The sequence below is a fragment of the Niveibacterium sp. genome (assembly GCF_041909475.1).
In the GTDB taxonomy this organism is placed as follows: domain Bacteria; phylum Pseudomonadota; class Gammaproteobacteria; order Burkholderiales; family Rhodocyclaceae; genus Niveibacterium.
Genome location: NZ_JAYRDJ010000032.1, coordinates 31,691 through 45,359, shown reverse-complemented (window position 1 = coordinate 45,359; position 13,669 = coordinate 31,691). Strand labels below are relative to the sequence as shown.

The window sequence follows — 13,669 nt, the reverse complement described above, 5'->3', positions numbered from 1 at the left end:
CCACCGGTCTGCTGGAGCCCGACGTCGACGGCTATCCATCACCACAGTTCGCGCGCGCTGCATGCAGCCTGTGCGGCGACTGCGCCACTGCGTGCGCACCGCGCGCGCTGGATCGCAGCGACGGGCGGGTCGCCTTCGCGCATGTGGCACAGATCGAAGCGGGCTGTCTTGCGCTGCAAGGCATCGAATGCCGGGTGTGTGGCGAGGCGTGCGAGACGAGCGCGATTACGTTCCGGCCACAGTTGCGCGTAGTGGCGCAGCCGGCGATCGATGCGTCGCGCTGCAGTGGTTGCGGCGCATGTGTAGCGATATGCCCAAGTCATGCGGTAGCCTTGCGCTCACCGTCCGAAACAGCAGTGGAGAGTGAATAGCATGCGAATCGTCGGACTCGTGGTACGCGCCAAGCCGGAACACCTCGATTCAGTCAGCGCCGCGCTGACTGCCCTGCCGGGCGTGGAGCTGCATGCACGCGATGATGACGCTGGAAAGCTCGTCGTCACCGTGGAGGATGTGCCCGGTGCAGCGACCACCGAAACCCTGACCCAAGTCCAGCTTGTCGAGCACATCGTCTGCCTCACGCTGGCCTACGAATATTCCGACCACGAACCGGACGGTGCTGCCGCCACGGCCACCCCCGCCCCGACGCAACCCGACACATGCGAGGCTGCAGCCCACGCGGGCTGAGGCTTCACAAGAACAAGACGAAACCCTTTCCGGAGGCAGCATGTCACTGAACAGACGCGATTTCATCAAGGCCAACGCCGCGGCTGCGGCCGCTGCATCCGCAGGCGTAAGCCTCGCGGCCCCCAAGGCTGCACCGGCTGCGGCCGAGCCGGTCGACAACACGCTGCGCTGGGACAAGGCGCCGTGCCGTTTCTGCGGTACCGGCTGCTCGGTGCTGGTCGGCGTGCAGGGCGGTCGCGTGGTCGCAACGCAGGGTGACCCGGACGCCGAAGTGAACCGGGGCCTGAACTGCATCAAGGGCTACTTCCTGTCGAAGATCATGTACGGCGCCGACCGCCTGACGACGCCGCTGCTGCGCAAGAAGAACGGCGCGTACGACAAGAACGGCGAGTTCGTGCCGGTGTCGTGGGACGAAGCATTCGACATCATGGCCGCCAAGTGGAAGGCAGCCCTGAAGGAAAAAGGCCCCACGTCGATCGCGATGTTCGGCTCCGGCCAGTGGACCATCTTCGAAGGCTACGCCGCCTCGAAGCTGATGAAGGCAGGCTTCCGCTCGAACAACCTCGACCCCAACGCGCGCCACTGCATGGCCAGCGCGGTGACCGGCTTCATGCGCACCTTCGGCATGGACGAGCCGATGGGCTGCTACGACGACATCGAGAACGCCGACGCCTTCGTGCTGTGGGGCTCGAACATGGCCGAGATGCACCCGATCCTGTGGACCCGCATCACCGACCGCCGCCTCTCGCACCCGAACTGCCAGGTGCATGTGCTCTCGACCTTCGAGCACCGCAGTTTCGAACTGTCGGACAACGGCATGATCTTCACGCCGCAGACCGATCTGGCGATCCTCAACTACATCTGCAACCACATCATCCAGTCGGGCAAGGTCAACAAGGCCTTCGTGCAGAAGAACGTGAACTTCAAGCGCGGTGAGACCGACATCGGTTACGGCCTGCGCCCGAACCACGCGCTGGAAAAGGATGCCAAGTTCAACGGCTACCCCGGTGCCGACGGCAAGCCGAAGAACAATCCGAACGACGCCACGCCGATCACGTACGACGAGTTCGCGAAGTTCGTTTCCGAGTACACGCTGGAGAAGGTCAGCAAGCTTTCCGGCGTGCCGGCCGAGCGCCTGAAGAAGCTCGCCGAGCTGTACGCCGATCCGAAGACCAAGGTCGTGTCGTTCTGGACCATGGGCTTCAACCAGCACACGCGCGGCACCTGGGTCAATAACATGATCTACAACGTGCATCTGCTGGTCGGCAAGATCTCGGAGCCGGGCAACGGCCCCTTCTCGCTGACCGGCCAGCCCTCGGCCTGCGGCACCGCACGGGAAGTCGGCACCTTCGCGCACCGCCTGCCGGCCGACATGCTGGTGACCAACCCGGATCACCGCAAGCACGCGGAAGAGATCTGGCAGCTGCCGGAAGGCACGATCCCCGACAAGATCGGCCTGCACGCCGTGGCACAAAGCCGCGCGCTGAAAGACAGCAAGATCAAGTGCTACTGGACCAGCACCACCAACAACATGCAGGCCGGCCCCAACGTCAACGGCGAGATCTATCCCGGCTGGCGCAACCCAGAGGCCTTCGTCGTCGTATCCGACGCCTACCCGACGGTGTCCGCGCTTGCGGCCGACCTGATCCTGCCTGCTGCGATGTGGACCGAGAAGGAAGGCGCCTTCGGCAACGCTGAGCGTCGCACGCAGTTCTGGCGCCAGCAAGTGCAGGCACCCGGTGATGCGCGCTCCGACCTGTGGCAGTACGTCGAGTTCTCGAAGCGCTTCAAGGTCGAAGAAGTGTGGCCGGCCGAGCTGATCGCGAAGAAGCCTGAGTACAAGGGCAAAACCCTGTACGACGTGCTGTACGCGAACAAGGTCGTCAACAAGTTCCCGGTCAGTGAGCTCGAGAAAGTAAACGGCCACGCGATCAAGGGCTACACCAACAACGAAGCGAAGGCCTTCGGCTTCTATCTGCAGAAGGGCTTGTTCGAGGAATACGCAGCCTTCGGCCGCGGCCATGGCCACGACTTGGCCCCGTTCGATGCCTATCACAAGGCCCGCGGCCTGCGCTGGCCGGTGGTGGACGGCAAGGAAACCTTGTGGCGCTATCGCGAGGGCTACGACCCCTACGTCAAGAAGGGCGAGGGCATCAAGTTCTACGGCCAGAAAGATGGCAAGGCGGTGGTGTTCGCGCTGCCCTACCAAGAGCCGCCCGAGAAGCCGGACGCCGAGTACGACATGTGGCTGTGCACCGGCCGCGTGCTGGAACACTGGCACACCGGCACGATGACGCGCCGCGTCGCCGAGCTGCACAAGGCGGTGCCGGAGGCGACGATCTTCATGCACCCGGATGATGCGAAGAAGCGTGGCCTGCAGCGCGGCATGCGCTGCAAGGTGATCTCGCGCCGCGGCGACATCGTCGCGCTGCTGGAGACGCGCGGCCGCAACAAGCCACCGATGGGGCTGATCTTCATTCCGTTCTTCGATGAAGGTCGGCTGGTCAACAAGCTCACGCTGGACGCCACCTGCCCGATCTCGAAACAAACGGACTTCAAGAAGTGCGCCGTGAAGGTGGTGAAAGCCTGAATCGGCACGAGCCGATGAAACGCACTGCTCGCCACTGAAACCATGACGGCCCGCCGCAACACAGCGCGGCGGCACCGCACGGACCGGTGCGAGCAAGGCGCCCATCACCCACCTGACTGATTGCCCGCATCGTGAGCCCTAGCCCGCGTACCGCCTTCGACCGCCGCCGCTTCCTGCAGACTGCTGCAGGTGCGGCCGGAGGCGCTTGTGTGCTCGGTCTGGGTCTCGGGCTGTACGCACGGCAGGCCCGCGCATTGCCTGCCACCGCGCTGCGGCCACCCGGCGCGCTGACAGAGGCCGATTTCCTTGCAAGCTGCGTGCGCTGCGGCCTGTGCGTGCGCGACTGCCCCTTCGACACGCTCAAGCTCGCCACGCCGGGCGACAGGGTTGCCAGCGGTACGCCCTACTTCGAAGCACGCAAGGTGCCCTGCGAGATGTGCGACGACATCCCGTGCGTAAAAGCCTGCCCCACCGGCGCGCTGGATCATGGGCTGAGTGACATCAGCAAGGCACAGATGGGGCTGGCGGTGCTGATTGATCAGGAGCACTGCCTCAACTTCCTCGGCCTGCGTTGCGACGTGTGCTATCGCGTGTGCCCCGCGATCGACAAGGCGATCACGCTGGAAACACGGCACAACCCGCGCAGCGACCGCCATGCGATGCTGCTGCCGACCGTGCATTCCGATGCCTGTACCGGTTGTGGCAAGTGCGAGAAATCCTGCGTGCTGCCTGAAGCGGCGATCAAGGTGCTGCCGCGCAAGCTGGCGCAGGGCGCGCCCGCAGCGCACTACCGCAAGGGTTGGGAAGAGCGCGAGAAGGCGGGCCACTCGCTGATCGGCGAACAACTCAAATTGCCGGTGCGCGGTCGCGACGACCTTGCCGCGCCGGCCGCGGGTAGCGATGCGGCTGCGGGCCAATCCCTGCCCGCGAGGTGGGCACCATGAACAACACGGCCACCCCGACAAGCAACAGACGCCTCGGCGCCGAAGCGATCGCCGACAAGGGCTGGTGGGCCGCGCACAAGTGGTTGCTGCTGCGTCGTGCTTCGCAGTTCGGCCTGCTCGCGCTGTTCCTGCTCGGCCCGCTGGCAGGCATCTGGATCGTCAAGGGCAACCTCGCGTCCAGCCTCACGCTGGGCGTGCTGCCACTCACCGACCCCCTGATCCTCGCGCAGTCGGCTGCGGCCGGCCATATGCCATTCCGCACGGCGTTGATCGGCGCGGCGATCGTGCTCGCCTTCTACCTCGCCGTCGGCGGACGCCTCTATTGCAGCTGGGTCTGCCCGGTCAACCTCGTTACCGACGCGGCCGCCGCGCTGCGCCGCCGTCTCGGGCTCAAGGGTGGGCGCGTGCCCCCGGAGGCAACACGCCGCTGGTTGCTGGCCGCCGTGCTCATCGTGTCGGCCCTGACCGGCACAATCGCCTGGGAATGGGTCAACCCGGTCACGATGCTGCACCGCGCGCTGGTTTTCGGCGGCGGGCTCGCCTGGGGCATCGTCGCCGCGGTGTTCGTGTACGACCTGCTGGTCGCGCCGCGCGGCTGGTGTGGGCATCTGTGCCCGGTCGGCGCCTTCTATGCCTTGCTGGGGCGCACGGCGCTGCTGCGCGTCAGCGCCCCGAAACGCCGCGCCTGCGACGACTGCATGGACTGCTTTGCCGTGTGCCCCGAACCCCAAGTAATCCGGCCTGCGCTCAAGGGCGAAGGCCAAACCCATCCACTCATCCTGGCGCCTGCCTGCACCAGCTGCGGCCGCTGCATCGACATCTGCAGCAAGGACGTTTTCGCGATGACGACCCGATTCAACAGGAGCGAATCATGACAATCAGAAAAGTAGCCTCTCTTTGCCTCGCGCTGGCCGCCACGCTCGCCTTCGCCCTGCCGATCCAGGCCGCCGATACGCCGGTTGCCGTAAAGAGCCTGCGCGGCACCGACGTGATCGGCCCGTCGCTGGAGCCCGATGTTCCCAAGGTGCCGAACGACCGCGGTGCGCTGCCGCGCGACTTCGTGCAGCAACCCCCGCTGATCCCGCACGACATCCGCGGCTACCAGATCACGAAGAACTTCAACAAGTGCCTCGACTGCCACGCATGGAACCGTGCGCAGGAGACCGGTGCAACGAAGATCTCCGTCACCCACTTCCGCGATCGCGATGGCCACGAATTGGCCGGCGTTTCGACGCGGCGCTACTTCTGCGTACAGTGCCATGTGGCGCAGACCGATGCGAAGCCGCTGGTGGCCAACACCTTCCAGAAATCGACTGGCCTGAAGTAAGCCCACCCACACCACAGGAGGACGCATGAGCGAACAACAACAAAGCGTGCCGCGTCGCGTCTGGACCCGCATGCGCGCGGCCGGGCTGGGCCTCGTCGCGATGATCTTCATCGCCGGTATCGTGTTCTGGGGCGGCTTCAACACCGCAATGGAGTGGACCAACCGCGAACAGTTCTGCATCTCATGCCACGAGATGCAGGAGAACGTGTATCAGGAGTACCGCAACACGATCCACTACCAGAACCGCACCGGCGTGCGGGCAACCTGCCCCGATTGCCATGTGCCGAAGGAATGGGTGCCGAAGATCATTCGCAAGATCCAGGCGTCCAACGAAGTGCTGCACAAGATCCTCGGCTCGATCGACACGCCGGAAAAGTTCAACGCCAAGCGCCTGACACTCGCGCAGCACGAATGGGCGCGGATGAAAAAGAACGACTCGCAGGAATGCCGCAACTGCCACAACTTCGCCTACATGGACTACGCCGAACAGGGTCGCCGCTCCTCACGCATGCACCAGGACGCGTTCAGCAAGGGCATGACCTGTATCGACTGCCACAAGGGCATCGCGCATACGCTGCCGCCGGTGGAACAGGCGATCGGCGCTGACAAGAACGGCGCGGCGCCAGAGGTGTTCCACCCGCCGGTCGAGGCGTCGTCCGTGAGCGCAGCGCCGGCGCAGGGAAGCGCGCCGGCAGCCGAAAGCGCGCCAACAAACTGAAGCAACCGTCAACTGCGGCCGGACACGGGGGTGCTTTCGCACCCCCGTTTTGTCTTTTGCAAACCGTCGCGCGGATCGAGCACGCCGCCGCCTGCCGCCACGCTCCGACGCCGGGAACACTTGGTCATCTCTGTAGCAGTGGGCATTAGTCGGTGCGGCGCGCAATCAGGCACACTACGCCGCTTCGCACCACGACGTCATAGCACCCCGACATGGCAACAACCCAGCCCGAGCGTTCGTCCGCCCATCATCAAGCAGCACCGGAGGGGCGACTCACGCTCAAGCGTGTGCTGAGCATGCTCAAGGCCGACGGCCACATCGGCGCTGAAGAGCTGGAGCAGATACCGGCCGAGCACAGCGGGCGGCATGGGCCGCAGCATCCGCTGGTGGTGGTGGCGGAGATGAACTGGAAGTCGCATCAGCCGCCGCACCGGACGCTGGATCTGGAGTCGCTGACCGAGTGGCTCGCGGGCGCGCTGGGCATGGCCTACATGCACATCGACCCGTTGAAGATCGACTTCTCGGCCATCACGAGCGTGATGTCGAACGCCTACGCGACGCGACGGCGGGTGCTGCCGGTGGCGGTAACCGCGCGCGAGGTGGTGATCGCTACCGCCGAACCCTTCCAGCGCGAGTGGGAAAAGGAGCTGCAGCCGATCCTGCGCAAGGAGATCCGCTGTGTGCTGGCGAACCCGCTCGACATCGAACGCTACCAGGTGGAGTTCTACAACCTCGCGCGCTCGGTGAAGAACGCGACCACCACAGGTGGTGCGGCGGGCATCGCGAACCTGGAGCAGCTGGTCGAGCTCGGGCGCACCAACCGCCAGTTCGATGCGAACGAGCAGCACATCGTGCACATCGTCGACTGGCTGTGGCAGTACGCCTTCGAGCAGCGCGCATCGGACATCCACATCGAACCGCGGCGGGAAGTGGGTACGGTGCGCTTCCGCATCGACGGCGTGCTGCATCAGGTTTACCAGCTGCCGATGTCGGTGCTCAGCGCGATGACGAGCCGCATCAAGCTGCTCGGCCGCATGGATGTGATCGAGAAGCGCCGGCCGCAGGATGGCCGCGTGAAGACGCGCACGCCGCAGGGCAGCGAGATCGAGCTGCGGCTATCGACACTGCCGACCGCTTTTGGCGAAAAGCTCGTGATGCGGGTCTTCGACCCGGAAGTGCTGGTGCGCAATTTCGCCGAACTGGGCTTCGGCGACGAGGACAACGCGCGCTGGAATGCGATGGTGCGGCAGCCGAACGGCATCATCCTCGTCACCGGCCCGACCGGATCGGGCAAGACCACGACGCTTTACTCGACGCTGAAACACCTCGCGACGCCGGAAGTGAACGTGTGCACGATCGAAGATCCGATCGAAATGGTCGAACCGGCGTTCAACCAGATGCAGGTGCAGCAGTCGATCGACCTAGGCTTTGCCGATGGCGTGCGGGCGCTGCTGCGGCAGGACCCGGACATCATCATGATCGGTGAGATCCGCGATCTGGAAACCGCCGAGATGGCGATCCAGGCCGCGCTGACCGGCCACCTAGTGCTTTCGACACTGCACACCAACGATGCGCCGGCCGCGATCACGCGCATGCTGGACCTCGGCGTACCGCCCTACCTGCTGAGCGCAACCCTGCTTGGCGTGATGGCACAGCGGCTCGCACGTACGCTGTGCCCGCACTGCAAACAACCGGCGCCGCCGCAGGACGACGAAGCCGCGCTGTGGGATGCGCTGGTCGCACCCTTCCGCGCCAATCGGCCGGCGCAAATCCATCGCCCGGTCGGCTGCCTCGAATGCCGCATGACCGGCTACTCCGGCCGTATCGGGCTGTACGAGATCCTGCTGATGAATCCGACGCTGCGCGCACTGGTCACGCGCGACGCCGACATCGCCGCACTGCGCACGCAGGCCTACCGCGACGGCATGAAACCGCTGCGAGTGTCAGGCGCGATGAAGGTGGCGAGCGGCATCACGACGCTCGATGAAGTGCTGAAGGTCGTGCCGCCAGCCACCGACGGCTAAGCGGCAACACGAAGACGGCCGGCGTTGTTGCGAGGGCTTGCCGTGCGACTTGTCGCGGCTGCGCAGCCCTCCCCGGCCAGCACCGCGGCGTGGCCCTTCACGAAACGTATCGCAGGCCCGCAGCGATACATGACGTGACAAAGCAGGCTGCGCACCGCGCCACGCGATCTAGATTGAGGGCAAGGACGCGGCACACACAGCCCGCGCCACCTTGCCGCCTGACTGTCAGCCCCCGACGGCGAAGCGGCTCACCCGATGCTGGAGACCCGCCATGTCACGACACGCCCGATTCCCACGGCGCCACGCCCGCCGCGCCGATCTGCCCGAGTGGCTGCTGAAACCAGGCAAGCTCGCCAGCGCATTGACGATGCTGCTGATCGCCGCATTCGGCCTCGGCCAGGTGGCGATACTCGGCGCGCTGTAACCCCGATAGCGGCTGCGCATCGTTGCATCAATCGCAGGCGACGTCGTCCTCTGCCGCGGGCAGTAGCGCGGCTGCGCTGTCGAAGTCGTAAGCCTGCAGGCGCTCCAGCAGCGTGTCGTAGCGCGGCCCAAGCGCTGGCCGCAGCAGATCACCGCTGCGCCGGCACACCATCAGCGCCTGAGCATCGCTCTCGTGCAGCAGTTGCCGCAGCTCGCTGAGTACGGCCGAAACGGCCGCAGGGTCGGCCACTGCAGCAACCGCATCGGTGCCCGCGGCGCTGTCCAGCGTTGCGCCGAATACCGCAGCGACGAGAGCCGCGAGGCGGCGCTCAAACTCGGGCACGGCCTGCCGCGTTGCGTCACCGATGCGCTCGCCATCCTGTTTCAGCGCGACTTCCACCGCGCGGGCGCTCTCGGCCAGGGCCGAAGCACCGAGCGTGGCCGCGAGCCCCTTGAGCGTGTGCACCACACGTCGCGCCTCGTCGCTCACGCCACGCGTGAGCATGTCGGTCAGCAGGCGGCCATCGTCGCGGTGGGCGGCGACGAATCGCTGCATCAGGTCGGCATAGCGTTCGGCGCGCCCGCGCATGGCCGCCACGCCCTGCGCAACATCAACGCCCGGCACGCCCCCCAGGCGCGCCAGCAACGCGGCCGTTTCCGCCGACAAGTCGCTCGTCGGCGTGGCGACGGGTGGCGGCGCGACCGCACCCGCAGGCAACCAGCGGCGCAGCGTGGCAATCAATGCCTCCGGGGCGACAGGCTTGGCGATGAAGTCGTTCATGCCGGCCTGCAGGCAGGCATGGCGGTCTTCGTCGAACGCGTTGGCGGTCATCGCGATGATCGGTAGCGACTGCCCGCCCGGCAGCGCACGGATGGCGGCGGTCGCCTCGATGCCGTCCATCTCGGGCATCTGTATATCCATCAGCACCAGGTCGAAACGCTGTGTGCGTACGCGCTCGAGCGCGACCCGCCCGTTCTCCGCCGTTTCCACCAGCACGCCAATCTCGTTGAGCATGTCGAGCGCGACTTCACGATTGAGCGCGCTGTCTTCGACCAGCAGCACCGTGCCCTGCAGTGCGACGTCGGGCAATACCACCACGGCAGTCGCATCGTTCGCCGCTTCGAACTGACCGACGCGACGCAGGCGAACCGAGAACCAGAAGGTACTGCCACGCCCAGGCTCGCTCTCGACACCGGACTCGCCCCCCATCAACGCGGCCAGCCGCCGTGTAATCGCAAGGCCAAGCCCGGTACCGCCGTGGCGCCGGGTAGTCGAGGCATCGGCCTGCTCGAAGGCGGTAAACAAACGGCGCTGCGTCGCAGGGTCGATGCCGATGCCGGTATCGCTCACTTCGAAACGCACCCTCACATGCTCAGCGTCCGCATCGAGCAGGCGCGCGCGCAACACCACACCGCCGTGCTCGGTGAACTTGATCGCGTTGCCGGCGTAGTTGAGCAGCGCCTGGCGCAAACGCATCGCATCACCGCGCAGGGCGGCCGGCATCGAGTGCAGCTCGGTCTCCAGCGTCAGGCCCTTGGCGGCGGCCGCTTCCGAGACCATCGTGCGCACCTGGTCGAGCAATTCGCCGGTGGAGAAGTCCTGCTCTTCCAGCACCATACGGCCCGCTTCGATCTTGGAGAGATCGAGGATGTCGTTGATGATCGCCAGCAAGTGCTTCGCCGCCCCGTTGACCTTGTCGAGGCGATCCGCCGCGCGGGGCGTGCTGGCCTCGTTGCGCATCAGGTAGGTCAGCCCGAGGATCGCGTTCATCGGCGTGCGGATCTCATGGCTCATGTTCGCGAGGAAGGCGCTCTTCGCGAGGCTCGCTGCCTCCGCTGCCGCACGGGCCTGCTCCAGTTCGGCGGTGCGGGTCGCGACGAGCGCTTCGAGGTGGTGGCGATAGGCGTCGAGCTCTTCACCCATACGCTTCTTCTGCGTCACGTCTTCCTGCACGCTGACGTAGTGGCTGATGTGGCCGTCGGCGCCGCGCAGCGGTGTGATGACGGCAAACTGCACCAACTCGCTGCCGTCCTTGCGCCGGTTGATCAGCTCGCCTTTCCAGCTCTGCCCGCTAGCCAGCGCTTTGCGTATCGCCTGATACACCGCCGGTGGCGTGCGGCCGGATCGCAGCAGCCGCGGGGTCTGCCCCAGCGCCTCTTCGCGCGCGTAGCCGGTGGTCGCAACGAAGGCATCGTTCACATACTCGATGCGCTGCGCGAGGTCCGTGATCAGGATGGATTCCGGGCTCTGATCAACGGCCAATGCCAACTGGCGCAACTGCGCCTGCACCGCCTCCCTGGCGCTGACATCCTGCATCGTGCCGACCGAACGCATGGGTTTCCCGCCCGCGGCATAGCGGGTCTCACAACGCACATGCAGATGCTTGACGCGGCCGTCGTCCATACGGATACGGTGGATCAGATCGTAGGGGCTACGGTCTGCCAGCGCACGCGCGTAAGCATCCTCGACCCGGGCGCGATCATCGGGGTGAATGCGGGCAAGGTAGTCCGCATGGGTGATCGGCCTTGCGCGATCAGCCTCGAAGATGCGGTAGGTCTCGTCGGACCACCACAGTTCGCCACTCAGCAGATCGAGTTCCCAGCCGCCGATGTGCGCCACCCGCTGCGCTTCGGAGAGGCGCGCCTCGCTCTCGCGCAGCGCCCCGGCAGCGCGCACGCGTTCGGTGATGTCTTCACTGAAGATCATGATGCCGCCGATCGCGCCATCGGGGCCGCGCCAGGGCCGCACCACCCACTTGAGCCACTGCACCGAACCGTCTTGATGCTCGTAGCGGTCTTCGTCGGCCTGCACCACTTCACCGGCCAGCGCGCGGCGGTGGATCTCGCGCCAGTGCTCGGGCATGTCCGGGAACAAGCTGTAGTGAGAGCGCCCGGCCAGGTCGGCGCCGTTGAGCTTGTAGTCGTTGATCCAACGGCGGCTCGCGGCGAGGTAGCGCATCTCGCGGTCGAACATCGCGAGCGCTGCCGGTGCGTGCTCGACGAACAGCAACAAGCGCGACTCGCTCTCGCGCAGCGCCGCTTCGGTCTGCTTGCGTTCGCTCACGTCAAGATTGATGCCGGCGAGCCGCACGGCGCGGCCGTTCTCGTCGAACTGCGCGCTGCCCTTGGTGAACATCCAGCGTTCGGCCCCGTCACCACGCCGGATGCGGAACTCCACCTCGTAGGGCGTGCCCTGCTCCAGATGTGCTTGCCGGCGTGCGTCGACCAGGGGCAGATCCTCCGCATGGACGTAGGTGCGCCATTCGGGTTCGCTGTGTTCGCTGCCCGGTGCCACGCCGTAAAGGCGCTCGAACTCGGGCGACCAGTACATGCGGTCGCTTGCGAGTTCCCATTCCCACAAGCCGACGTGTGCGCCCTCCTGCGCCAGCAGCAGCCGTTGCTCGCTGGCACGCAGGGCCGCCGCGGCGCCTTCGGCGCGCGCGCGCGCGGCGAGCGCATCTTCCATCAGGTTGAGCGCTGCAATCCGCGCATCCTGCTGCTCGACCAGCGTGGCCGCCTGCATGTCGCGCAGCGCGCGCGCAGCCTGCTCACGCTCGGTGATGTCATCGAAGGCCGCGAGTACGCCGTCGGCCAGCGACACGGCGTGTATCCGCACCACACGCTCGGACCCATCGGCGCAGGTGACGCGGTACTCGTCATCGTCCGGATCGCGCTGCCCGGCCATCACCGCCGTCCAGCGCGCGATCGCGTCGGCCCGGTAGACCGGATCGGGGTAAGCAAGGCGATACCAGTCATCAAGCGTCGGCAGCTGGTCGCGGGTGTAGCCGAAACTCCGGATGAAGGTGGTGTTGAGGGCGCGCATGGTGCCGCCGCTGTCGGCGAAACCAAGTGGCAAGGGCGCCTGATCGAACAGGCGGCGGAAGCGTGTTTCGCTGGCGATCTGCGCCGCTTCGGCCTGCTTGCGATCGGTGATGTCCTGCAGCGTGCCTTGCAGCGCGACAATGGTGCCAGCCTCGTCGCGCACGGGCTCGCCGCGCGCAATGACCCAGCCGCGGCGGCCATCAGCCCGCACGATTTCGGCGTCGAGTTCCCACGGCACCCCTTCGCTGGCGCCGCGGGCAATCGCCACCGATACGCGCGACCAGCTCTCCGGCGCAAACAGCGTCGCCAGTTCCTGCATGCTCGCCGGCGGTGCGTCGACAGGGCGCGCGAAGATGCGATTCATCTGCTCGCACCATTCAGCGCCCTCGGCAGCCAACTCGCGCCGCCAGCTCCCGATGCCGGCCACCCGCTTTGCATCCTTGAGCGCCTGCTCGCTGCGCTGCAGCGCCAACGCGGCCAGCTTGGCAGCGTGGATGTCCTCCACCACCGAGACGAAGTAGTCCGGCCTGGCGTCACGCCACACCAGCGCGACGCTCAAACGCACCCACACCACGCTGCCGTTCTTGCGCACGTAGCGCTTTTCGATGCTGTAGTGGTCGATCTCCTGCGCGAGCATCCGCTTCGCGGCCGCAAGATCGACGGCGAGATCATCCGGATGAGTGATGGCCTGAAAGTCCAGCGCCATCAGCTCGTGTTCGGTGTAGCCAACGATGTCGCACAGCTTGCGGTTAACCCGCAGCCAGCGGCCATCCGGCGCGACCAGCGCGAAACCCACCGCCGCCTGGAGGAAGCTGGCTTCAAAACGGGTGTCGGCGCCATCGCGCAGGCGCAGGATCCGCCCGCTCAGCGCCCCGATCAGCAGCGCAACCAGCAGGAAGCCTGCCGACGTTGCGAAGCTCATACCCGGAGGCAGGAAGGCCGCATGGACGATCGCAATGCTCAACACGGCCGCGACGACGGCACCGGCCATGCCGGCCACGCAGACACTGACGCATACCGCGGGGAAGAACAGGAACCAGCTGTGCGGCGCGAGCCACGGCCACAGCAAGGACTGCAGCCCGAAGGCAAGGGCCGGCGGCAGCGCGGCAAGCAGCAGGCGGCGGACGGGCGGCATCG

Annotated in this window: 10 protein-coding genes; 9 read left to right on the top strand and 1 reads right to left on the bottom strand. The window is 66.3% G+C overall.

The annotated features are described in order from the left end of the window. Positions 1 to 143: 143 nt before the first annotated feature. The 9 genes from ACE3P0_RS17320 (at position 144) to ACE3P0_RS17280 (ending at position 8,711) form a co-directional block, all read left to right on the top strand. Positions 144 to 371 carry a 4Fe-4S dicluster domain-containing protein gene (locus ACE3P0_RS17320; protein WP_374403991.1) on the top strand — a complete coding sequence of 76 codons (228 nt, stop codon included), beginning with the start codon at positions 144 to 146 and terminating at the stop codon, positions 369 to 371. A gap of 1 nt (position 372) precedes the next feature. After that, positions 373 to 684, top strand: coding sequence for a chaperone NapD (locus ACE3P0_RS17315; protein WP_374403988.1), 312 nt, complete (start codon positions 373 to 375; stop codon positions 682 to 684). A gap of 40 nt (positions 685 to 724) precedes the next feature. Continuing rightward, complete coding sequence (gene napA, locus ACE3P0_RS17310; protein WP_374403987.1) at positions 725 to 3,274, top strand: nitrate reductase catalytic subunit NapA; 2,550 nt, start codon at positions 725 to 727, stop codon at positions 3,272 to 3,274. Positions 3,275 to 3,402: 128 nt separating this feature from the next. Beyond that, positions 3,403 to 4,218 carry a ferredoxin-type protein NapG gene (gene napG, locus ACE3P0_RS17305; RefSeq protein ID WP_374403990.1) on the top strand — a complete coding sequence of 272 codons (816 nt, stop codon included), beginning with the start codon at positions 3,403 to 3,405 and terminating at the stop codon, positions 4,216 to 4,218. Beyond that, entirely contained in the window at positions 4,215 to 5,093 is an 879-nt protein-coding gene (gene napH, locus ACE3P0_RS17300; RefSeq protein WP_374403985.1) for a quinol dehydrogenase ferredoxin subunit NapH, read from the top strand. Before napG ends, napH begins: the two co-directional genes overlap by 4 nt. Beyond that, positions 5,090 to 5,545 carry a nitrate reductase cytochrome c-type subunit gene (locus ACE3P0_RS17295; RefSeq protein WP_374403984.1) on the top strand — a complete coding sequence of 152 codons (456 nt, stop codon included), beginning with the start codon at positions 5,090 to 5,092 and terminating at the stop codon, positions 5,543 to 5,545. Before napH ends, ACE3P0_RS17295 begins: the two co-directional genes overlap by 4 nt. A 25-nt stretch (positions 5,546 to 5,570) precedes the next feature. Continuing rightward, positions 5,571 to 6,263, top strand: coding sequence for a NapC/NirT family cytochrome c (locus ACE3P0_RS17290; RefSeq protein WP_374403983.1), 693 nt, complete (start codon positions 5,571 to 5,573; stop codon positions 6,261 to 6,263). Positions 6,264 to 6,475: 212 nt separating this feature from the next. After that, positions 6,476 to 8,287 carry a GspE/PulE family protein gene (locus tag ACE3P0_RS17285; protein ID WP_374403982.1) on the top strand — a complete coding sequence of 604 codons (1,812 nt, stop codon included), beginning with the start codon at positions 6,476 to 6,478 and terminating at the stop codon, positions 8,285 to 8,287. A gap of 271 nt (positions 8,288 to 8,558) precedes the next feature. After that, the gene (locus ACE3P0_RS17280) at positions 8,559 to 8,711 is read left to right on the top strand and encodes a hypothetical protein (RefSeq protein ID WP_374403981.1); all 153 of its coding nucleotides are present in this window, start codon (positions 8,559 to 8,561) and stop codon (positions 8,709 to 8,711) included. A 27-nt stretch (positions 8,712 to 8,738) separates the two neighbouring features. Here the strand turns inward: ACE3P0_RS17280 and ACE3P0_RS17275 are convergent, their stop codons facing one another. After that, complete coding sequence (locus ACE3P0_RS17275) at positions 8,739 to 13,667, bottom strand: PAS domain S-box protein (RefSeq protein ID WP_374403980.1); 4,929 nt, start codon at positions 13,665 to 13,667, stop codon at positions 8,739 to 8,741. Positions 13,668 to 13,669 lie beyond the last annotated feature (2 nt).